Annotated in this window: 17 protein-coding genes and 1 pseudogene; 12 read left to right on the top strand and 6 right to left on the bottom strand. The window is 49.8% G+C overall.

Going from position 1 to position 22,419, the window contains the following annotated elements; translation table 11 throughout:
* Together VIM87_RS15920 and VIM87_RS15915 are read left to right on the top strand one after the other, a co-directional pair.
* A pseudogene (locus VIM87_RS15920) lies at positions 1-544 on the top strand (glycoside hydrolase family 28); the annotation flags it as partial.
* Between the two features lie 30 nt (positions 545-574).
* Entirely contained in the window at positions 575-991 is a 417-nt protein-coding gene (locus VIM87_RS15915) for a VOC family protein (RefSeq protein WP_331997950.1), read from the top strand.
* 17 nt (positions 992-1,008) lie between these two features.
* Here the strand turns inward: VIM87_RS15915 and VIM87_RS15910 are convergent, their stop codons facing one another.
* The 3 genes from VIM87_RS15910 to VIM87_RS15900 form a co-directional block, all read right to left on the bottom strand.
* Positions 1,009-1,218 (bottom strand): LytTR family DNA-binding domain-containing protein, encoded by a 210-nt coding sequence (locus tag VIM87_RS15910; RefSeq protein WP_331997949.1) that lies wholly within the window; start codon positions 1,216-1,218, stop codon positions 1,009-1,011.
* 234 nt (positions 1,219-1,452) lie between these two features.
* On the bottom strand, positions 1,453-1,845 hold the full coding sequence (locus VIM87_RS15905; protein WP_331997948.1) for a hypothetical protein: 393 nt from the start codon (positions 1,843-1,845) through the stop codon (positions 1,453-1,455).
* Positions 1,846-1,990: 145 nt separating this feature from the next.
* The gene (locus VIM87_RS15900; protein ID WP_331997947.1) at positions 1,991-3,184 is read right to left on the bottom strand and encodes a serine hydrolase domain-containing protein; all 1,194 of its coding nucleotides are present in this window, start codon (positions 3,182-3,184) and stop codon (positions 1,991-1,993) included.
* Positions 3,185-3,359: 175 nt separating this feature from the next.
* Between VIM87_RS15900 and VIM87_RS15895 the strand changes: the two genes are divergently transcribed.
* From VIM87_RS15895 to VIM87_RS15885, 3 genes are all read left to right on the top strand, one after another.
* A complete protein-coding gene (locus tag VIM87_RS15895; RefSeq protein WP_331997946.1) occupies positions 3,360-3,575 on the top strand; it encodes a hypothetical protein in 216 nt (71 codons plus the stop codon).
* A gap of 220 nt (positions 3,576-3,795) precedes the next feature.
* Positions 3,796-5,028: an alginate lyase family protein gene (locus tag VIM87_RS15890; RefSeq protein ID WP_331997945.1), complete on the top strand. Its 1,233-nt coding sequence runs from the start codon at positions 3,796-3,798 to the stop codon at positions 5,026-5,028.
* 248 nt (positions 5,029-5,276) lie between these two features.
* Positions 5,277-6,263, top strand: a complete 987-nt coding sequence (locus tag VIM87_RS15885; protein ID WP_331997944.1) for a manganese catalase family protein — start codon at positions 5,277-5,279, stop codon at positions 6,261-6,263.
* Positions 6,264-6,363: 100 nt separating this feature from the next.
* Here VIM87_RS15885 and VIM87_RS15880 read toward each other — a convergent pair whose 3' ends face one another.
* Complete coding sequence (locus VIM87_RS15880; RefSeq protein WP_331997943.1) at positions 6,364-6,888, bottom strand: DUF4142 domain-containing protein; 525 nt, start codon at positions 6,886-6,888, stop codon at positions 6,364-6,366.
* 249 nt (positions 6,889-7,137) lie between these two features.
* On the opposite strand from VIM87_RS15880, the gene VIM87_RS15875 reads away from it, so the two are divergent.
* From VIM87_RS15875 to VIM87_RS15860, 4 genes are all read left to right on the top strand, one after another.
* Positions 7,138-7,584, top strand: a complete 447-nt coding sequence (locus VIM87_RS15875; RefSeq protein WP_331997942.1) for a MauE/DoxX family redox-associated membrane protein — start codon at positions 7,138-7,140, stop codon at positions 7,582-7,584.
* A gap of 10 nt (positions 7,585-7,594) precedes the next feature.
* Entirely contained in the window at positions 7,595-8,650 is a 1,056-nt protein-coding gene (locus tag VIM87_RS15870; protein WP_331997941.1) for a hypothetical protein, read from the top strand.
* A gap of 83 nt (positions 8,651-8,733) precedes the next feature.
* Positions 8,734-8,994: a DUF6520 family protein gene (locus tag VIM87_RS15865; RefSeq protein WP_331997940.1), complete on the top strand. Its 261-nt coding sequence runs from the start codon at positions 8,734-8,736 to the stop codon at positions 8,992-8,994.
* 239 nt (positions 8,995-9,233) lie between these two features.
* Positions 9,234-10,637 (top strand): hypothetical protein, encoded by a 1,404-nt coding sequence (locus tag VIM87_RS15860; RefSeq protein ID WP_331997939.1) that lies wholly within the window; start codon positions 9,234-9,236, stop codon positions 10,635-10,637.
* Positions 10,638-10,847: 210 nt separating this feature from the next.
* Here the strand turns inward: VIM87_RS15860 and VIM87_RS15855 are convergent, their stop codons facing one another.
* Entirely contained in the window at positions 10,848-11,750 is a 903-nt protein-coding gene (locus tag VIM87_RS15855) for a helix-turn-helix domain-containing protein (protein WP_331997938.1), read from the bottom strand.
* Between the two features lie 27 nt (positions 11,751-11,777).
* The gene (locus VIM87_RS15850) at positions 11,778-12,725 is read right to left on the bottom strand and encodes an SDR family NAD(P)-dependent oxidoreductase (RefSeq protein ID WP_331997937.1); all 948 of its coding nucleotides are present in this window, start codon (positions 12,723-12,725) and stop codon (positions 11,778-11,780) included.
* Positions 12,726-12,992: 267 nt separating this feature from the next.
* On the opposite strand from VIM87_RS15850, the gene VIM87_RS15845 reads away from it, so the two are divergent.
* The 3 genes from VIM87_RS15845 to VIM87_RS15835 form a co-directional block, all read left to right on the top strand.
* Positions 12,993-13,508, top strand: coding sequence for a DUF4402 domain-containing protein (locus tag VIM87_RS15845; protein WP_331997936.1), 516 nt, complete (start codon positions 12,993-12,995; stop codon positions 13,506-13,508).
* Between the two features lie 88 nt (positions 13,509-13,596).
* Positions 13,597-14,466, top strand: a complete 870-nt coding sequence (locus VIM87_RS15840; protein ID WP_331997935.1) for a hypothetical protein — start codon at positions 13,597-13,599, stop codon at positions 14,464-14,466.
* A gap of 39 nt (positions 14,467-14,505) precedes the next feature.
* On the top strand, positions 14,506-22,419 hold a 7,914-nt coding region (locus tag VIM87_RS15835), incomplete at its 3' end, for a hypothetical protein (RefSeq protein ID WP_331997934.1).

The raw sequence follows: 22,419 nt of genomic DNA, 5'->3' as shown, positions 1-22,419 counted from the left end.
ACCTCCCGGCCACATCAAAGGCGTTTATATTGGCAATGTTAAAGTACAGGTGCCTGCAGGCAAACCGGATGCCGGTTACCAGATGGAAGGGCCCCGTGAGCTGTTTGAGCATAACATTTTCCCCGCATCCATTACCGGTATCCCGGGATATCCCGTGTCAGACATTACGCTGGAGAACATTGAAATAGCGTATAATGGCAATGCGAAAGAATATATTGCCTTTTCCAATATTGATTCCGTGGAAAATATACCGGAGAAGGCCGGCGATTACCCGGAGTTTTCCATGTTCGGAGAGCTGCCTGCATGGGGCTTTTATGTAAGACATGCCAATAACATTAAAATGAAGAATGTAAAGCTGACTGCTACCGGCGATGAGTACCGCGCCGCCTGCGTATTTGACGATATGGATGGATTGGATTTGGACGGCATAAAAATCTCAAAAGCAGCCGCCCTTCCGGTGCTGTTGCTAAACAAGGTAAAGCGCTCATCTTTCCATGATATGCAGCTGCCGGATAAAAGCAAGGACGCGATCCTGGTTAAATAGGGCTACATTTAAACCTAAATAAACAGCGTTATGGAAGATCATACCACCGCTTTAGCGCCCATGTTATACCTCAAAAACCTGGCTGCTGCTATTGATTTCTATAAAAATGTATTTAGCGCCATAGAGCAATGGCGCGTAAGTAATCCGGATGGCAGCGTACATGTTGCAGAAATGATCATTGGCGGGGCATCGTTCCGCATGCATGAAGAAGTAAGCAATGACAATAATTTCAGCCCGGAAACCCTGGGTGGCACTACCGTTGTGATGGGGTTGCTGGTTCCGGACCCGGATACAATAGCAGCCAAAGTTACTGCTGCCGGCGGTACTGTATTAAGCCCGGTTAAGGATTATGAATACGGCTACCGGCAGGGTACCGTAAAAGACCCTTTCGGGCATCACTGGATGATTGAAAAGAAAACGGCGGAACCGCCATTAGGGTCAGAATAGTACAGTGCGTTAACCTTTCAAAACCTCCCCAAAAAATCACCTTTTCTCCGCTGTGCAATTTCCAGACGGGCGCCATTGGCCATGATCACATAACCGTTTTTCCCTTTTATATAGCTTTTGATAAAACGAAGGTTGATGATAGAGGTATTATGGATGCGGAAAAAATTATTGGCGCAAAGCAGATCCTCATAAAATCCCAGGTGGCGGGGGGAAATGCATTGCACCACACAATCTCTTTGAGATCTATAAATTCACAGCCGTTCAGCGTGGCAATACAAAGCTTCCGGTCCTGCCCGCCCTGCAGCGCTTTTCCGCAATAGCCTGCTGGCGCAGGGGTGAGATCATTACAGATGACCGCCGCCTGCTTAACAGGTTTGCAGGGCAATTGAGCGATATTCTGCGCCGCTAAAAAAAATGCCAGGCATCCGGAGACGCCTGGCATTAAAGATTTAAGCGCGAGATTACAATGCTCCAATGAACTCCATGCAATACCCCGCGGAACCACAGGCGCCGCTGATATGGAAATACGTTCCGGAAATAGAGGTTTGAGCTTTCATACCTACAGCCAGGTAATTGTTGGGAGAGCTCTGGGTAAAACCATAAGTGCCCAGCGATGTGCCGCTCAGCGTAGAGAATGTGATGCTGGTTGGCGTAGTTCCGCTACCGTTCACCGTATAGGCAATAGTGCCTGCCGGCTGGCCCGCTCCCGGCGTGCCGTCAGTAGTGCCGGTGATCGGAAAGGAGTATACACGCATACTCTTCATGATCACAGGAGCGCCGGAGTTTGCCGGGGCAAAGCTGGAAAAAGAAAAAAGAAGGCCTAACATTAATAAAACAGGGAACATCTTCCTCATAGATAATGGTGCTTTAGGGTGAGGGTTAAAAATATCCTGACGAATATAGCTTTTTTTAACAGGTCCATCACTGCTAAAAATTTGCTAATGTTAAATAAATTTTCTCTGCGTAAGCAGCGTGATCCCAAGCCACTCCTGCTCCTGTTTATTCTTTACCAGCCGCAGCCCCGTATATTTTTCCAACAATAGCCTGGATCCCGTCAGCAGGATTATTCTGAAAAGTGATCACACCCGTCTTATTTGCAGGATTGAAGAACAGGAATGTTTGAATACCGGGATCCAGGCCGGAATGGCCCCATAACTTCACCTTACCATACGGCGTTTCAAATTCAGAGGTACGCCAGGTTAAACCCTGGGCAGTGTAATCCTTAAGCTGCGGGCTAAACATTTTTTCAATGGTGGCCTGCTTCAGGATCCGTTTACCGTTTAGCTCACCGCCGTTCAGGAGCGCAGCCAGGTAAAACGATATTTCCCGCACACTGGTCCTCACAAGTCCGTCAGGATAATTGGGAAAACTATACAAGCACACCGGGATAAAGGTACCCACCTTAAACGCAGTCTCATTGGGAAACAGCCGGGCATAGGTCATATACTCTTTCCTATTCCCTTCCGTGATATAGGCATAGGGCCTGATGTAATTGCCGGTATCTACCTCGCTTAACATCCACCCGGTATGTTTCATGCCCAGGGGCTGAAAAATATGCTCCCTGCAATATAAGTTAAAGGGTTGTTTGGCCACCTTTTCAACGATCAGCCCAAGCAATCCAAAAGCAACGTTTGAATACGTGCGTTTATCGCCCGGCGCCCAGTCGCCAAAGCTATTGCCGTCATTATAGAAGGTACCGCCGGGTGTCAGGGCGCCACGGATCCAGTCGTTCAGCGACAGACCGGGATCCCCGCAGGCATAGCTTTCTGAATAGGCCTTGCCGTCGATGATTGAGGAAGTATGTGTTAGGATCTGGAAAATGGTGATCGGCTTATCGGGGTACTTTGGATTGCGGATCTTAAAATCCAGGTAGGTGTTTACATCAGCATCCAGGTCAATCAACCCTTTTTCCCAAAGCTGCATGGCCGCCGTTGTTGTAAATGTTTTGGATACGGAGCCGATGTTCATGATCCCATCTATGCTCATAGCTTTGTTATGGGCAATATCAGCCTGGCCGTAACCTTTGGACCAGGTTAATTTTCCGTTCTTTACAATGCCGGCAGCAAAGCCCGGGATGTTCTGATCGTTCATAAATTTTTTGACGGCTATGTCAACCGAATCATAGGCCGACTGCGCGCTTGCCTGTGTTACATAACAGGTCAGTAACAACAGGTGAATTAAGATCCTTCTCATGCGTGATAGCTATTTTATGGCGTATATGAATGGCCGTTAGCCCGGGTCAAACGTTATGCCAGGGATGTAAGTCGCTTTATTTCAAGACATTGTTATATTTCGCCAGTCGCAGGATCGTTCGATTATGAACAAGGAGTGTACGTATAAGCGCAGTTTTCAACCCAAAGAGCGCCATATGGCTAGGAATATTCCAGAACACATATATAATGTTTACGATTTTGAACTTGAAAAAGAGGAAATGGGCGATTTTGTAGGAGATGAGAATTTGATAATGCCTAATAAGAAGCGGTATTATTTAAATACAGAGGAAGAGCTCATAAACCTGCTGCTTGACCTTCATGTTAATCCAAAGCTGTTTACATATCCATGGCGGTGTGATTACCCCTTATAAACAATATAATAAAACCCGGTTCACCTTTGTACCATAAGACTCACTATCGAGTATAAACGTAACTATTTTTACCAGTCCTCATCCACCTTCATAATCAGCCAGTACCCTACTTCCGCTAAAATTTAACACAGCCAGGCCTAAATATTTTATTAAACAGGCAACTTATCCTGTACCTTCGCCGTACCATATACTTATCTAATCAAAACCGTTCGAAGCACCTATGAAGATCAAAAACCTAAGCCTACGCACACTGGCCTGTGTGCTTTTAATTTCATTTACAAGCGCTTGTAAAAAAGACGGAAACGATTCCTCCGCAGAAAAAACGCCCTTAAACGATCATGACACTGCCTTTGTACATCCGGGTTTGCTGCATAAGCAAACGGATTTTGACCGTATGAAGGCCAAGGTAAATGCAGGCGCCCAGCCCTGGCTCTCCGGCTGGACCAAGCTAACCGTTAATGCACATGCATCGCTTAACTGGCAGCCTAACCCCTCAGAAGTTGTTTACAGGGGCAGCGATGGCGTGCATGCTGAAAACTACGGCCAGCTGTATAATGATATTGCAGCTGCCTATGCTACTGCCTTAAGGTGGAAGATCTCCGGCGACAAAGCTTATGCCGATAAGTCCATCGCTATTATGAACGCATGGTCTGCAAAGCTAACCGCGTTGGGTGGAAATAATGATGTGAACCTGGCAGCAGGCTTATACGGATACCAGTTTGCCAATGCAGCAGAGATCATGCGCAGCTACCAGGGATGGCGGGCTGCAGATTTCAAACGCTTCCAGCAAATGATGTTAAATATTTTTTATCCGCTTAATCACGGCTTCCTTACCAGGAGGGAAAGATGCATGAGCCATTTCTATGCTAACTGGGACCTGTGTGTAATGAACTCCATCTTAGCCATAGGTGTGCTGTGCGATAACCGGGACCTTTATAATGAGGCGGTTGCCTATTTCAAACACGGGGCTGGCAACGGTTGTATTATGAACGCTGTATGGTACATCCATCCCGGAGGACTGGGCCAATGGCAGGAAAGCGGCCGTGACCAGGGCCATAACACACTGGGTATTGGCCTGATGGGCGCTTTTTGTGAAATGGCCTGGAACCAGGGCAATGACCTGTACGGCTATGACGATAACCGTTTTCTGAAAGGGGCTGAATATGTAGCCAAATACAACCTTGGCGATTCTGTGCCATATGTTGCTTACACCAATTGTTTAGGTGTCAATCAGACAATTATCAGTGAAGCGTCACGCGGTTCCGTACGCCCTATCTGGGAGCTGGTGTATAATCATTATGCAAAACGTAAAGGTTTGGCAGCGCCCTACAGTAAGCGGTTTGCCGAAAAAGTAAGGCCGGAAGGCGGTGGCGGGAATTATGGCGGCACCAGCGGTGGATTTGATCAGCTGGGTTATGGAACGCTCACCTGTACCCTGGATCCGGTACAATAACAGCCCGCGCAAAGCATACGGCGGAAACCCTTTAATACGGGTTATTCGCTGTATGCTTTTCGCTTTTCAGGCGTACTCATATATACCTGCTTAAACCTCCGTTAATCCCCTGCACGTTATTTGTTACAGTGAGCAATCATTTACCCATAGAATAGAGCTCAGCTTTGGTACAAGCCCTCCCTGCCTACGCTATCTGGTGCTAAACCGGAATGGTTTCTTATTTGCGCTGGCATTAAAAACCCTTAATTATGTTTTACCATGTAAAAGAACTACAGTTCAACGCACGCGTATCCAAACCAGACCCGGCTTTTGCAACCCTGTTATTAGAACAATTCGGGGGGGCAAATGGAGAATTAGCTGCTGCGCTTCGTTATTTCGGTCAGGCGTTCGCAGCACGGAATCCTTTTCCGGACAAGTATGACATGCTTATGGATATTGCCACAGAAGAATTCAGCCATCTTGAAATAGTTGGCGCCACCATCCAGATGCTGCTGCAGGGCATTAATGGCGATCTGAAAAAAGCGGCCGACGAGTCAGAGATCATGTCTTTGCTGAATGGCAAACAGGCCAGGGAAGAGTTTATACATAAAAGCATGGTGGCGCCGCAGGTCTTGGTATCTACGGGAGGCGGGCCGGCATATACCAATAGCCAGGGTGTTCCCTGGTCTGCAGCATATATTAACGGCGATTGTAACGGAGATCTTACCGTTGACCTGCGTTCCGATATTGCGGCTGAATCAAGGGCTAAGATCACATATGAATATCTGTTACAGTTTACAGACGATCCTTACGTAAAAGAAACCCTTAATTTCCTGATGACAAGAGAGGTAGCGCACTTCCAGATGTTTGAAGCTGCCCTGAATTCCATTCAGCCAAACTTCCCGCCGGGCGTGCTGCAGTCAGACCCAAGGTACAGCAATCTTTATTTCAACATGTCCAGCGGAGCAGATATACGCGGCCCATGGAATGAGGGAGAATCAACCCAGCTGGGAGAAACCTGGCAATTCATTGATGATCCTATCAGCCATGTTTTAAAAACTAATGGCCTGGTGAATGCAGAACCTACAGGCACAGCACGAACCATAAAAGGCGTTAGTGACATTGATTACGCGCTGAGCATGCAGCGCAGCGAAGAAGTTAATGTGGCCACGCCAATTGGCGAACAGGTTTGGAGCCAGCAGGCAAAAGAAATGCAGAACATTTCAAAACTTGGCGAAGGAAAAACATTCCTGTAACATCACCATATAAACGGCGTTGGTGTTTAAACTATCAGGCAAAGGCATTGGGAGCAGCAAACGAAGCTGCTCCCAATGCCTTGCTTAATTAATAACAGCTTTATTTGCTCACAGTGGATGCAATGGATTGGGCATGTTCCAGGTGCATACGCAGGTGCGGCAACGTTTTAATGGCGTATGATTTCACTGCCGCATCCGTACCGGTGCTGGATTCCTTCTCAAATAACGCAATCGCCTCCTTGTGATCTTTTAGCTGTGAGCTGATGTAAGCCGCGTCAAAACTTTTTCCGCTTAATGCTTCCATCTCTTTCGCAGCTTGTTTATGCGCGGGGTCTGGTTCAGCAGGCAGGGCCGGCCCTTTATTAGCACGTACAATCGAATCCAGCTCTTTCAGGGCCCTGGTATGGTCGTCTACCATCATCTGCCCAAACTTTTTAACATCGGCAGAGGTAGCTTTTGACAGGGCCATTTTTCCTGCAGCTATTTCTGCAATATTACTTTGCGCTGCTTTCATAATAAATTGTTTGTCGCCCTGCTCCTGGCGGGAAGCAGCCAGATCAAGGTCCGTCCAGGCTAACAATATTACTGCAAGGCATACTGCTGAAAATACAATTCCTCTTTTCATATGCTTCTACATTTAAAGTGAATAATTATCCTGTATCCCAAAGAACATTCCATAAGCAGATCCACGGTAAATGTTTATGATTCAGAATAGCACTATATTCAAAATATCTTTGTAAATTAGGTTACAGAATAGCCAACGATACCCGTGTGAACCCGGTAAACCGCCCAAAATTATTCCAGATCATAGTTATGTTTATTTGCAGGCCCCCGCGCCCTGAGATTGCGTTATAACCTTGTAAACCCACGTTCCATGTTAAGAAAAACAGTACTGGAGACGATCTGTCTCCTATTCATTCTATTATTCGTATATACAGCCGTTAGTAAGCTTCTTGATTATGAAAATTTCCGGGTGGTCATAGGGCAATCGCCGCTCCTTACCCGGTTTGCGCCTGTGCTGGCAATCGTAGTTCCCCTTGCAGAGATCCTCATCGCCCTGCTGCTGGTTATTCCGCGTTACCGGCGCCTGGGCCTCTACGCATCTTTTGCCATGATGGTGCTTTTCACTACTTACATTATTGTGCTGGTAACCCTATCAGAAAGGATCCCCTGTTCATGCGGAGGCGTTATTTCCCGCATGACCTGGAAACAGCATCTGTACTTTAATATCGGCTTTGTATTGCTGGCGCTGCTGGGCATGTGGCTGCACACGAAACAGCCATCAGATCCTCCCCGCCAAACCAAACTTGTTCACGCTTAACCGATAAATAATGATGCAGCACCCTTTCCGGTTTGCCGCACTCTGTGTGGCGGCCTGCCTTGCCCTTGTGCTTATCCTGTATGCTTTTGCAGATAAGCCGAACGATTATAAGAATGGTTTTAACCGTAAGCTGCAGCCGCAAGTAGCTGTGCTGGAAAGCTCGCTGGAATTAAAATATCCGGCCTATTATATTGCAGGATATACTAGTGAGCATATTTACCTCGGCAACTATTCCGCCTCGCTGCATCTGCTGTCGGTAGATCAGCAGTTAAAGGATACACAGCAGCTCACACTTAAAATTTCCCCGGAAGAGCGCTATGCCTGGAAGCTGGCGCGGATCATGGTAGATTCTCCTGCCGTGTATATGGCAGAAGGTAACACCCCTACCCTTTACAGGGGAAAGCTGGATGACCTGCATATGAGCCGGTTCCTGCCGCAAAGCTGCTTTTTTAATATGCTGCAAAATGTATCCCCCGCTTCTTTTATATCGCGCAGCATTCATATAGACTCTTCAGGTAACCGGCAAAACATCCTTGCAAAGATCAGCACAGATCCGCCTTATGTAACCTTAGGGAAAGGCATCATCACAAAACAGGTGGATGGCATCTTTTGCACAGATGGAACGCTGGACTATGATAAGCAAACCGGCAAGCTGGTATACGTCTACCACTACCGCAATGCATTTGTAACACTGGATACCAGCCTGCAGGTGATCTACACCGCGCATACCCTGGATACCAATACCACAGCCAAGATCCAGGTAGCTCATATGTCTACCGGCGACAGCAAATTCTCAGCGCCGCCTGCCTATGTGAACAGCAGGGCCAGGATTGCCGGCAACAGGATCTATGTACTTTCTACCCTGCTGGCGGATAACGAGAACAGGCAGGCCAGGCAGCACCAGGAGATCATCGACGTGTATGCATTGGATAAAGGAACCTATCTCCACACCTTATACATTCCATTTCAAGGAAAGGAGCGCATGTCGGATTTCATTGTAAAAGGCCGCCGGCTGTTTGCGCTGTATGATCAAACATTGAATGCATATTCCATTAAAGCAGATTAACATCATTCTATTGCAATAGAACAGGCAAAGCCGAAAACCTGTAGAAAATAGTAGGCGCGTATCCGAATTAAAATTTCACTGTCATGAACTTTAAAAAAATTGGACTGTCAGTAACCGTATTTGCACTTGCCATTGCCGGCGCTTTTGCTACAGCCGGCAGGTCCGGGGGAGATGGATATACGAACCTTCAGCAGGTTCCCAGCCAGGGCTCCCCCTGTGTATACAGGCAAACCTGTGCAGGCGGTTTTAACACCTGCAGGGTTACTATATCAGGATCAACACTCCAGCTCTTAAAGCTGGAATCAAACGGCACCTGCAGCAGCACCGTGCTTTCACAACCTTAATTACAATGTGTGCCACACCTTAAAAGTGTGGCACACTTATAAACACCCCTCTTCGGCCCCGCCCCTCCTAACCCCTTGTAAGCGAACAATTTTATTTATTTAAAATATTGTAGCTTTATTTCTTTATCATATATTTATACTACGTGTTCGAGAAAGCAGACCGGTAAACTTGCAGATCCCCCATACTCAAATGGCCTTTTTCCATAGACCACCTAATGTTAAAACCAAATCACCACGCAATGAAAAAAAGATCAAGTGTCACAGGCGCTTTATTTACCCTGTTTGTCATGGGCATACTTGCCTACAACTGCGCCAGCAACAGCAAACCCAAAGAACCGGAAACAAGCACCGGTCCGGACCCTATTGTGCTGGACAGCGCATTTTTGAACCACCGTGATTCTGTACCATCCAAGGAGCAGTATGCTAATGCCTTATTTGAGCTTAGCCATGATTATCCGGCATCCGTTACTCCGGTTGTTAATCCCCCCTGGCAGCAGGCATTAAAGGGAAAACCCATTTCCGAATGGAATGTATTTGCTTACATGGATTCATTGAAAAGCTATGTTGCCCCGCGCTTATTACCCTTTTTTACCGACAACAGCTCATGGACATCCGCTAAGTACGGCTGGTTTAATGAGCCCTGGCTGGGCACACAAAGAGAGGCCATCCTGGGCACTTACCTGGGCAACGGCAACCCGGCCAATATGTTTAAAACATTAAAGGAAGATGAATCAGGATATGTGCTGGTGCTGTATGATTCCACAGCAGCATATACCGTAGGGCAGATCTGGGGCAAAACAGGCCAGAGCGTAAACCTGCTGAACGATGCTACACAATTCACAGAAGGCAGCGTTATTGTAAAGCTGGCATTTTCAAACATCAATTATCCGCAATGGCCGGTAATGGAAAATGCACAAACCTTCAGCGTTTATGATACCATTCCCACATCGGCCGATCCCGCAACAGGATACCAGATGCGGAAGGTTAGCTTTTTCCAGATGGATGTAATTGTGAAGGATAGCAAAACAGCCCCTAAAACAGGATGGGTTTATTCCACCTTTGTATATGATAAAGACCGTAAAGGATCAACCTGGGAAAAAATGGTTCCGCTGGGAGCCATGTGGGGCAATGATCCGGGGGTAAACAGCCCGCTGGCGCCACCCTATCCTAAATTGAGCGAAACGGTTATTAACCCTTTAGCGCCGGCATATAGTAAAGAAACACTGGGCTGGGGCGGCCGTTTAAGCGGCCCCAATGATGGCGCGGTTGCCCAGGAAGCCTATGATGTTAGCACCGGTAAAAAGTATACCAACCTGGCCTTGTCGTCCTGCATGAGCTGCCATAGCCCTGCACAGGATACCTTTAAATCGTTCCTGCTGCCTGGCCCGTTCCCTCCCGGTAATAAGCTGCTGGTTTATACCCCGGGCAGCGCTAAATGGAATTTATGGTTCAGGGACGATTATGGCAATGTTCCTTTTGATTCAGGCCAGGTGGCCATGGATTATGATATGGTGATGGCCTTTAAATCAGTGCTGGCATTTGAAGCGGCAAAGCCTTCCGAGCAGAACAAACTGCTCAGGAGCAACGCAGAAACCATACAGAAATTCAGGCGGCATAATACCCGCAGCCGGTTCTGGCATTAAAGAGCAAAAAGAATGTAAAATGTAAAATTTCAAATCCTGAATGTAAAAGTGGAATGCAGTCCCTTAGCTGCTGCATTCCACTTTTACATTTATGTCGTTCATAAAGTCTTTTCAATGGTCTCTATGAACCTCCTTCGTCGGTTTTACATTTTACATTTATGATTTTACATTTTACATTCTTTCAGGTCCGCTTCTTGTTTAAAGCACTGCTCAATGCTGCGTTAACAATCCCGCCCGGAAACGGTTAGGCGTTTCACCGGTCATCTTCCGGAAAAAAATATTAAAGTTGGAGGCATGCCCGAAACCAAGGCAGTACCCGACCTCCGCCACATCCCAGTTAGTATGCTGCAGCAGCGCCCTGGCTTCTTTAACCACATGCGCGGCAATCAGCTCAGTGGTGGTTTTGCCGGTTACCGTTTTTACGGATTTGTTCAGGTAGTTTACGTGTACGGATAGCTGTGCTGCAAATGCCGCCGCTGTTTTAATACGGATCCGGTCATGCGTAGCCGTGATGGGAAACTGGCGGGCCAGCAGCTCCAGGAACAATTCTGTAATGCGGTCAGCGGAAGAGGTATGGCTATACGAATCCACCGGGGGAGCAATTTTAAGCGCCTCGTGTATCAGCAGCTGTACATGGTTCCGCAGCACATCATACTTGTATTTGTAATGTCCCTCCGCCTCCTGCAGCATCATTTCAAAGATGCCGGCTATCCTTTCCTTTGCCGGTTCATCTGCAAACAATACATGATCGCCCTGTACCTTAAAGAGCGAAGACTCCGCAGGGCTTTCACGCTTAAGCTGATTGCTTACAAATTCCCCGGTGAAAAGGCAAAAGTAATAGCGCTGCTTTTCCGAAACACGCTGCCAGGCATAGGGGATCATGGGATTGCTGAAAATAACAGCGCCGCTCTTAACCGGAATGCTGCGGTCAGCATAAGTTATAAGGGCTTCTCCTTCCAGCAGCAGTGCGATCTTATAATAATCCCGCCGGGTGAATGGCGATGGATGGGAGGGATGAGTATCGTCCACCCGGTACACGTAAAAACCGCCAACATCATTGAAGGCGCTTCCATGCCTTCTGAAAAATTGCTCAATGTGCTCATGGGGATCCATATCCCTAAATTATGAAATTCAAATGTATCAGGGCCATCTTACCCCGGTGGCTGTTTCGCTGAGCTGCCATAAGGCGGCTGCTTTATCCGGGTCAACAGCAAAGGAGCGAACGCCGTAACCGGTGGCGGGGGAATCATCGGGCAAAAGCGCTGCAAGATCGCAATCCTCGCAATAAACGCCCCCCATGCCGTTCAGCTGATCGCTGAGGGCACACCATACTGCAGTGGCAGCGCCCTCCTGCAGGGTTTTAAAGCGTGTGATCTGCTGCTCCCATACTTGCAGCTCTTCCCCGCTCATATAACGGAAGATATCTGTGCGGATGGCTCCGGGGTGCACGGCAAATGCCCTTACACCATGCTCCTGGCCCCTGCGGTCCAGCTCCACCGCAAAAAGCGAGTTAGCGGTTTTAGACTGCCCATAGGCTTTCATCTTGTCAAAAGCCTGTTTTTCAAAGTTCAGGTCATCCAGCTGCACTGCCATCCGCCGGTGGCCTACGGATGATAATACTATTACCCGCGCCCCGCCCGCATTTTTTAAGGCCGGCCATAAGCGCCCGCTTAGCTGAAAATGGCCAAGGTGGTTTATGCCAAACTGGATCTCATACCCCCGTTTGTCTTTCAGGAATTGCGGCGGCCGGAAGATCCCGGCATTGTTAAAGAGTAAATGCAGGCTGTTATATTCCGCCAGGAAGCGTGCTGCAAAAGCATCTACAGAAGCAGGATCTGCCAGGTCAAGGGGAATAAAGACTGCCTGCTTAAGCGCAGCAGGCCGGTCCTCCCACTTACCCGCATCCCTGGCGCCCACTACCACCTGTGCTCCGGCAGCGGTCAGGGTTTTCACGGTTTCATAACCAATACCGGAATTTCCGCCCGTCACTAAAGCTACCTTTCCGGTGAGGTCATGTCCGGCAGCTATTTCCGCAGCGGTGCTTGCTGCATTCCATCCTGAATGGATGGGCTGTTGTACTGTTCTCATATCAAATAATAATTAACAGTACAAAATTAGGCCGGCGCTTTTTTAAAAAGTTATGCGGATCAAATCAATGATTATGCTTAAAGTAACCGGCTGCCTGGTTCGCCCGGTGCTGTGAACTTTTGTGGTATAATGAAACCAGCCCCTAAATTATTCCGTATGTGTTTAATAACGATCATTATCACCGGATACATTTATAAATTAAACCACACCGAACGAAGAACAACTGTACAACCTATGTACATCCTTTCTTGTATTAAAATCCAAACTATGAAAAGTACAGCAATTTTCTACACACTTACATTAGGGCTTATAAGTCTCGGGATCAGCGCCAGGGCCCAGGAAACGGCAAGCGCCACCGCAACGGCAACCATTGTAACGCCTATTGCTATTACCAAGGATGTTGACATGAACTTTGGGATCTTATCCGTACAATCAACCGCAGGCGGTACGGTTGTATTAACGCCTGCAGGCGTGCGCTCAGCCACCGGCGGTGTAACCCTGCCCGCTGATAACGGAACAGTAGCCCCTGCATCTTTTACAGTAACAGGAGTAGACGGCTACGGTTATACTATTACCCTGCCCTCTTCAGCCCTCACCATTACAAGCGGTTCAAATACAATGACCGTTACCAATTTCACGAGTGATCCTTCAGGCGCAAACGGCAGCTTAGCCGGCGGCACGGAAACCCTGAATGTAGGCGCCACCCTGAATGTAAGCGCAGCACAACCTGCAGGCGTCTATGTATCCGGTACGCCTTTTAACGTAACGGTTAACTATAACTGATCCTTTATTAAAGCTCCATATCCTATTCTGGCAATGATCCGCCGTACTTACGGCCGGATCCATTTCCGTATTATGAACACATAAGAGAATGTTACGTACACCGAAATGTTATTCCCTCTCTCCCCTCTTTATGCTGGTAATTGCTTTGGCAAGCGGGCTGCTTTTTATAAACACCCAAACATTTGCACAGGGCAACCTGCTGGTAACCCCCATGCGGGTGATCTTTGACGGTAAAAAAGGACTGCAGGAGCTGAATATTGCCAATACCGGGAAAGATACAGCCCGTTACCTTGTATCCCTCATTGAGATCAGGATGAACGAAGACGGCACTTTTGAAAAGATCAGCGAACCGGATTCGGGACAGCATTTCGCCAGCAGCTTTATCCGTTTTTTCCCGCGTACCGTGGTGTTACCTCCCAATGAGGCCCAGGTAGTGAAGCTGCAGCTGGTAAATACCAGCCAGCTGGATTCCGGTGAATACCGCTCGCACATATACCTGCGGGCAGAGCCAAATGAAAAGGCCCTGGGAGAAGATGCGCCGGCATCCGCTAAGGAAGGGGAAGGCATATCCGTGCGGCTAACGCCGGTATTTGGGATATCCATTCCCGTTATTATCCGCTATGGCCCGAAAACAGGCGCCGTAAGCCTTTCAGACCTGAACCTGGTTACGGAAGGCAGCGGGGCAAAGCTGCAGATGGTATTTAACCGCAGCGGTAATACCTCCGTGTATGGCAACATTACAGTAGATCATATTTCTTCCAGGGGAAAAACCACCCGGGTAGCTGATGTAAAAGGAATGGCCGTTTATACGCCTAACCGCCTGCGGCATATGCAGGTGCCACTGGCGGCAAAACCCGGCATTAACTATCACAGCGGCAAACTGGTAGTGGTATATGGAACAACCACAGACGATGGCACCGGGGCCACATTGGCGCAGGCAGAGTTGGTGCTGAAATAACGGCCGCCGGCAGTTTGCCTGCTACCTACAGCATGTAAAATGAATAGTAAGAACTATAAATTATTGTTTTCATCTGTCATTGCACAGGGTGCGCTCCTGTTTTTACCCCTGCTGTCTTTTAGCCAAACCAGCTGGAAGGGAACGGTCAGCACCTCATGGAATAACTCCGCTAACTGGACGGCAGGCGTTCCCACTGCCACGGTAGATGCTGTTATTGGGGATGCCAGCTTCACAGGATCTTTTCAGCCTACCATAAATACAAATTCAGCTACCCGCAACCTTACTATAAGCTCCACACACAGCCCTGTGCTAACAGTGGCAAAAAACCTGACGGTAGCAGGCAACGTTGCCATCCAGGCAGGAGGCGCCATTACACAAAGAGGTGTTACCATCACCGTAAAAGGGAACTGGGATAATGCAGGCACCTATACTACTACGCAGAACAATGCCAGGGTAGGCTTTGGCGGCGTTACCCAGACAATCAGCGGTACCGTAGCCACTCCCTTCAGAAGATTGTCTGTGAACGCCAGCAGCACCGTTACCCTGAATAGCGATATTAGTGTTTCCAACAGTTTTACTGTAAGCGGCACCTTTATTCCCGCAGAAAGTGCTACACCACATGTGGTATCCGGAGCAGGCAGTCTTACCGTGGATGTTACCGGCATCTTAAATGTGACCGCCGCCAACTTTACGGATAACTATGGGCTCTCAGGCAGCGTTACACTAAGCGCAGGATCTGTTGTTGCATACAGCGCAACCCTCATCAATCAAACCATCCGCCCTGCCCTTACCTACTCTACCCTGCGTATAAGCGGGGCAGGCACCGTTAAAACACCTTCAGCCAACCTGAATGCGCTGAACGCAACTACCGCCGCTACAGGGCGCATTGAGGTGCTTTCCGGAACACTTAACCTTTCCACTTTCACCGCTAACAGGGGCACCACTGTTGCCGGTGGTGTGCTCAGCGTATCCAATGGGGCAAACCTTCAGATTGGCGGCGCCGGTAACTTCCCGGCCAACTTTAGCACCAATACGCTAAGCCTTACCAGCACCGTGGAGTACAACGGCGGCAGCCAAACCGTTTCTCCGCAAACCTACGGCAACCTGCTGCTCAATGGCTCAACAGGAACGGCGGTGAAAACAATGCCCGCTACCGCATTTACCATAGAAGGTAATTTAACCAGCACCCAGGGCAGCGCCACTGCTGTTAATTTTACGGCCGCAGCTAACATTACTGTGAATGGAAGTGTGAGCATTGGCGCCGGTACTACCTTTAACGGCGGCAGCTTTATACATAACATTGCGGGCAGCTGGGCAATAGCAGGCACTTTCAGCGGGGGCACCAGCACCGTGCGGATGACAGGGGCCGGCGCCGTGATCAGCGGCACAGGCACACATGGTTTTTATAACCTGACCATTGCTGCCAACAAGATCACTGCTACCGCTGCGGCTATAACCATAGCAGGCGACCTGGCCGACATAGAGCCCGGTTCTTTCACACATGGAACCGGTGGCACCATCACCATGACCGGCACCGGCAAAACAATATCAGGCATGGATCTCATTTTCGAGAACCTTGTTATCAGCGGCACAGTAAGCGCAGCCACCACCATCACATTGAACGGCAACCTCACGGTAAGCGGCACTTTCAATGGCACGGGCGGAAGGGTAAATATGCCGGGCGCCGGCAAAACCATTTCCGGGGCAGGCGTTATTACATTCGGCACCTTATCAGCCCAGGGCACGGTTACCACCGCCATTTCCTTTACCATTAACACCTTTCTGGAAGTAACCGGCAGCTTTACCGCCACTGCCGGCACCATTACCTTTACCGGCAGCAGCAGCTTAAACGGTACTGCCAACCTTTTTAATGTTACCATTGCCGGCACCTCCCTGCAGCTTTCATCCAACGCTGTTATGGGTATTGCCGGCGCTTTCACCGTTAGCAGCGGCGTGTTGGATGTTACTACTTCCATACCCAATACCGTCAGCTATAATGGCGCCGCACCGCAAACTATTTATGCCGGCACTTATCATCACCTCCTGTTATCCAATACAGGCGCCAAAACCGCCGGCGGCGCCATTACCGTTAACGGTGATCTTAATATAGCCGGCGGCTGCACTTTCAACGGATCGTCCTTTACACATAACCTGCTGGGCAACTGGGTAAATGCCGGCGCCTACACCGCCGGCAGCAGCACAATAGTAATGGGAGGCACAGCCGGTACTACTATCAGCGGGGCCACTACTTTTAATGCATTAACGGTTAATAAAACCACTGCTGCGCTGAATGTAACCCTGCTGGCCAATATAACGGCGGCAGTAGTGAATATGACAACCGGCGGCCTGAGAACAGGCGCCAATACGCTAACCATTACCACTACACGGAACGGCAATGGTATTATACTGGGAAATATCCGGCGCCAGCATGGTTTTACACTTGGAGTGGCCTACGCATTTGAAGGGCCGGACAATACCATTACAATGACCGGCGTAAATACCCTCTCCGCCATCACCGTAACGGTAACATCCGGCGCTGTTAGCGACTTCCCCTCAAAGGCCAGTGTTAACCGGGAATACTCCATTGTCTCGGAGGGCCTGCTTAATCTGTCGCTGATCACACTGCGGCTGCATTATGAGGATAATGAGCTGAATGGTAATTCGGAATCCGGTATGGGACTATGGCGCAACACCGGAAGCAGCTGGAGCACCGTAGGGAAAACGGCTAACAGCACCACGGCCAATTATGTGGAGCAGAGCGGCTTGCTGAGCATGACGGGCAGATGGACATTTTCCGATAACGCCAATGTAGTAAGGTGGAATGGTTCCGTAAGCAATAACTGGTCAACAGCCGCTAACTGGACCACTGTACAGGGAGCCCCCACTACCCCACCGGGTATAAATGATATTGTGGAAATAGGTACCGCAGTTTTTACCAACCAGCCTGTTATCAGCAGCAACGTTACCGTTAAAAGCATTGTACTGGGCAGCACACAGGCCGTTACCCTGGGACTTACGGCCGGCGGCGCTTTAACAACGCAGGGTAATATCACCGGCAACTGGACGGCTAACGCTACGCATACAATTAACGTTAACGACCAAACGATGACGATCAATGGCAGCCTGGCATTGAGCGAAGGTACCAGCGGGCGCGCCATCAACCTGAATATAGGGTCAGGCACGGTAAATGTATCAGGCGCGCTCACACAATCCGGCGGGGCCAATATTACCTTTACCGGCGCCGGCGCATTGAATATCGGGGGCGATTATACCTACACCAGCGGCAGCTTTACTGCCGGCAGCAGCACTGTTACCTATAACGGCGCTGCCGCACAGAACGTGGCAGGCCTTACCTACAACAACCTGGTTGTTCAAAAAACCGGCGGTACCGCTACTACCGCTGCCGCCGCAACTATTAACGGCCAGCTCTCAGTAACAGGCGGCACCCTTGCGCTAACGGCAGCTACCGGTATTACCGGTAATGTAACCATTGCCTCCGGCGCGGTGCTGAGTGGTAACAGCGCCGCCATTACTGTTAGCGGTAACTGGGCTAACAGCGGTACGTTCATACCCGCAGGCAGCACCGTTAATTTTACCGGCGCCAATACGCAAACTATATCCGCCTCCGCTTTCAATAACCTGAACTTTAATAAATCATCAGGTACCGCTACCCTAACGGGCAACCTGATTGTAAACGGTAATTTATCCCTGGCCTCCGGCACCCTGGACCTGTCTTCGTTCACAGCCGGCCGCAGCTCACCGGGCGGAAGCATGTCCCTTGCTGCAGGAACCGTGCTGCTGGCAGGCGGTGCAAACAATTTCCCGGCTAACTATTCCGTATATACGCTGAACAGCAGCAGCACCGTACATTATAATGGCACGGCCGCACAAACAGTAGCAGGCGGGCAAAGCTATGGTAACCTTATATTCAGCAACGGTGGCGGAAATGCAAAAACCCTCAGCGCCGTTACAACAGTGAACGGCGATGTAACCATCAACAGCGGCGCTACCTTTAACGGAGGCGGGTTCACCTTTAACCTGTACGGTAACTGGGCCAACAGCGGTACTTATACCGCTGCCGGCAGCACCGTAACGCTGAACGGAACGGGCAAAACCATTACCGGCAATACCACGTTTAACAGGGTAACGGTATTCGGCAGCTACACCGTAGCCGGTAGCAACATTAATTATAACGGGTTGCTGCTGATTGCCACAGGAGGCTCGTATGATGGCGGCAGCGGCCTGGCCACGGTGAACGGCGACCTTACCAACAACGGTTCGCTGGTAAGCAATGGCACTACTACCTTTAGCGGCACCAGCCTGCAAACCATCCGCTTTGTGAATGCCGTTGTATCCAATTCCAGCGGTATTATTAATTTCAACGGCAATGTTTCACCGGTATTGAATTCCACCAGCTCCCCCACTTACGCTACCCTCAATATCAATAATACAGCCGGGGTTACAGCCAGCGTGGGATGGAATGTGTTTATTGCATTCAACATCAGCAGCGGGGCAACTTTTAATGGCGGCGCCAGCACACATACCATTTATGGAAGCTTCACAAATAACGGAACGGTTACCAGCAGCGGAACGCTTTTCTTCAATCCTTCTTCCGCAAAAACCATCCAGCTGTCCGGTACAGGTTTTACCAGCACAGGCACGGTATTATTCGGCGGCACAGGCGCCATGGCCGTTACCGGCACCCCGACCGCTTTAAATAATGTGGTTATTACCAACAGCGCCGGTGTAACACCTGCCGCAGGCTGGAATGTAGCGGCAGATTTTCAGATAGGCAGCACCGGTATTTTTAATGCAGGCAGCTTTTCCTATACCGTTGGAGGGGATATTGAAAGCGATGGCACCCTTAATGGCGGCACCTCCACCTTTACCATGAGCGCAGCTGCCGGAAGCCTTACAGGCAGCCCGGGTACTACTTTTTATGATTTCATTATTACCGGCAATGTCACTGCAGAATCGGATTTCAACGTTAGCAGGAATTTCAGCAACAACAGCAACAGCACCGCCTTTACTGCAACACCCGGCACCCTGATCATGACCGGTGCAGCAGCAGCTGTGATCAATGGCACACAAACTTCCTTTGCGCTGGCCCAGCTGGAAGTAGCAAAAGATGCAGGCGTTACCGTAACACTGGCCAAAAACCTTACTGCTGTTGCATCCCTGGATATTTCCAGCGGCATCCTGGACCTCTCTACCTTTACACTTACCCAGGATGTGGGTGACCTTAACATTGACGACAATGCCCGGCTTATCATCCGCGGAAATAATACGCTGCCCGCCTTCACTACCTATACCCTGGATACGCTCAGCACCGTTGAATACGCAGGTATAACACAAGCCGTTTCCTCTGCAACCGCTTACGGCAATCTTACCATTTCAGCAGCCGGTACCAAAACAGCTTCCGCTGTGCTGAAGGTGCTGAATGATTTTTCGCTGTCCAACGGCACATTTGTTCCCGGTAGTTTTGCAGATACGATTGGCGGCAACTGGAACATGACCAGCGGCGCCTTTACCAGCACCGGATCTACCATGGTATTTGCCGGTACCGGTACGCAGCAGGTGTTTTCCACCGGCGCCTTCCAGAACTTTACCACCAATAAAACAGCCGGCCTGGTTAGCTTATCATCCAACATTACCATTAACGGCACCCTGAACTTTATACAAAAGAATATCCGTACGGGCAGTAACACCGTGATCCTGGCAACAGGCGGCACTGTAACCAATGCAGCACAGGCAACCGGATGGGTGTACGGCAGCCTGCAAAAGCAGGTAGCCACCGGCTCAGGCGTTAGCAGAACATTTGAGATAGGCGACAGCTTAAACTATACGCCTGCCACGGCCCTGTTTGCAGTGGTATCAACTGGCGGCAGCCTGCAGGCAGTAACGGTATCATCAGACCATCCTGCTCTTGCTTCTTCCGGCCTTGATGCGCTTAAAAGCATTAACCGCTACTGGACATTCACCAACACCGGCACTGTTTTCACTACCGCTTCCATAACCCTGAACTGGGTGGCGGGAGATGTGGATGCCGGCGTGGTAACAGCCAACCTGAAAGCAGGTAATTACAATGGCGCCACCTGGTCGCTCCCGGCCACTAACCCTGCTACCGCAACTTCCATTACAGCCACGGGGTTAACTGCTCTCGGAAGCCTGGCTGTAGCGCAGCTGTCAACAGCCGCCACCTGGACCGGCGCCGTAAGCACCAGCTGGTTTGTGAACGGTAACTGGTCTTCCGGGGCCATACCTACCCTGGCCACCAATGTGCTCATACCTACCGGCCTTACTAATTACCCGCTGGTTAACACCGGTACAGCCATTGCCAAAGACCTTACCATACAAACCGGTGCATCCGTTACCGTTAGCAGCGCATTATTGCAGATAGGCGGCGCCATTACCAGCAATGGCACCTTCACCGCCAGCAATGGCAGCATTGAGCTGAACGGAGGTACCGCACAAACCGTTCCTGCAAATACCTGGGCTACCAATACGATCCTTAACCTCAACATCAATAATGCGGCAGGCGTTACGCTGGCCGGCATGCTTAATATCAGCGGCATACTAAAAGTTACAGCAGGGCAGCTGAACAGCAACGGTTACCTCACACTCACGTCTACGGCCACACGCACTGCATTGATCGATGGATCCGGCAGCGGCCAGGTACTGGGAAATGTTACCATGCAGCGTTACCTGCCCTCCCGTTTTGGCTATAAATATTTCAGCTCCCCCTTCCAGGCTGCAACGGTGAACGAGTTTGCCAATGAAATAAACCTGGCCGCTACTTTCCCTGCCTTTTACCGATATGAGGAGAACCAGGCCTCTTCCGGCTGGACCGCCTATACGAATGCAGCATCGCCGCTTGTACCCTTGCGGGGCTATGCAGCCAATTTTGGTGCAGCCAGCACCCCGCTAACCGTGGATATGACCGGTGTGGTAAATAACGGCACGGTAAGCCTTACACTGATCAATCACAACCAGCCCTATACGCTTGGCTTCCAGCTTGCAGGCAATCCCTATCCCTCCCCCATTGACTGGACCGCTGCCAGCGGCTGGACACGTACGAACATTGACAATGCCATTTACTATTTTGATGCAGGCAGCACAGATCAATACACCGGCACATACAGCTCCTACATCAATGGCGTATCCAGCAACGGGATAGCCACCTACATTATCCCGGCCATGCAGGGATTCTTTGTGCATGTAAGCAATGGCGCCTACCCGGTATCCGGCACCTTATCCGTAAATAATAATGCACGGGTAACCGATCCTGCGCCGGTGTTCCACCGCGAAAAGCCGAACACCTCCCCTTTGCTGCGGCTAAGCGCCGGTTTTTCAGATGAAGGCTTTTCCGCAGACCCGGTGGTGATCTATTTTGAAAAAGGCGCTACCAAAGCGTTTGATACGGACAGGGATGCATTAAAAATACTGAACACCAATTCCCGCGTACCCAACCTTTTTGTGCAGGGAGCTGCAGACCAGGCCATCTCCATCTGTGCATGGCCTGCACAGCCGGACAGCACAGATGTGATACCGCTGCGCCTGCGCACCGACCGCGCAGGCATGGTAACCTTCCATACCACCAGCCTGGAAAGGATTCCACCGGGATGGCATATTTACCTGCGCGATTCCGTATCCGGCACAACAGAGGAGCTGTACAGCCAGTACAAGTACCGGCTGTACCTGGAAGCAGGCGACTATAGCAGCCGGTTTTCAGTAGTATTTAAAAAAGAAGGTGTTACACCCACACCAGGCGGTAGCAGCGCCATCTTCCAGGCCTATAGTGTAAACGGGCAGCTCTTCGGTTGCTTTGATAAGGTGCCCGATGAACGTTGTACCATTAACGTTATAAACCTGCAGGGGCAGGTGCTGTTCAGAAAAGAGCTGTACAGCAACGGGCGGCACCTGCTGGGATCACAGTACAGCAACGGAATATAC

Source organism: Chitinophaga sp., assembly GCF_036569125.1.
Taxonomy (GTDB): Bacteria; Bacteroidota; Bacteroidia; order Chitinophagales; family Chitinophagaceae; genus Chitinophaga.
This window is presented reverse-complemented; position numbering and strand designations above follow the sequence as displayed.

Coding starts and splice junctions, on each gene's coding strand:
- VIM87_RS15915 (WP_331997950.1), top strand. CDS start 575: ATGGAAGATCATACCACCGCTTTAGCGCCCATGTTATACCTCAAAAAC.
- VIM87_RS15905 (WP_331997948.1), bottom strand. CDS start 1,845: ATGAGGAAGATGTTCCCTGTTTTATTAATGTTAGGCCTTCTTTTTTCT.
- VIM87_RS15900 (WP_331997947.1), bottom strand. CDS start 3,184: ATGAGAAGGATCTTAATTCACCTGTTGTTACTGACCTGTTATGTAACA.
- VIM87_RS15895 (WP_331997946.1), top strand. CDS start 3,360: ATGGCTAGGAATATTCCAGAACACATATATAATGTTTACGATTTTGAA.
- VIM87_RS15890 (WP_331997945.1), top strand. CDS start 3,796: ATGAAGATCAAAAACCTAAGCCTACGCACACTGGCCTGTGTGCTTTTA.
- VIM87_RS15885 (WP_331997944.1), top strand. CDS start 5,277: ATGTTTTACCATGTAAAAGAACTACAGTTCAACGCACGCGTATCCAAA.
- VIM87_RS15880 (WP_331997943.1), bottom strand. CDS start 6,888: ATGAAAAGAGGAATTGTATTTTCAGCAGTATGCCTTGCAGTAATATTG.
- VIM87_RS15875 (WP_331997942.1), top strand. CDS start 7,138: ATGTTAAGAAAAACAGTACTGGAGACGATCTGTCTCCTATTCATTCTA.
- VIM87_RS15870 (WP_331997941.1), top strand. CDS start 7,595: ATGATGCAGCACCCTTTCCGGTTTGCCGCACTCTGTGTGGCGGCCTGC.
- VIM87_RS15865 (WP_331997940.1), top strand. CDS start 8,734: ATGAACTTTAAAAAAATTGGACTGTCAGTAACCGTATTTGCACTTGCC.
- VIM87_RS15860 (WP_331997939.1), top strand. CDS start 9,234: ATGAAAAAAAGATCAAGTGTCACAGGCGCTTTATTTACCCTGTTTGTC.
- VIM87_RS15855 (WP_331997938.1), bottom strand. CDS start 11,750: ATGGATCCCCATGAGCACATTGAGCAATTTTTCAGAAGGCATGGAAGC.
- VIM87_RS15850 (WP_331997937.1), bottom strand. CDS start 12,725: ATGAGAACAGTACAACAGCCCATCCATTCAGGATGGAATGCAGCAAGC.
- VIM87_RS15845 (WP_331997936.1), top strand. CDS start 12,993: ATGAAAAGTACAGCAATTTTCTACACACTTACATTAGGGCTTATAAGT.
- VIM87_RS15840 (WP_331997935.1), top strand. CDS start 13,597: ATGTTACGTACACCGAAATGTTATTCCCTCTCTCCCCTCTTTATGCTG.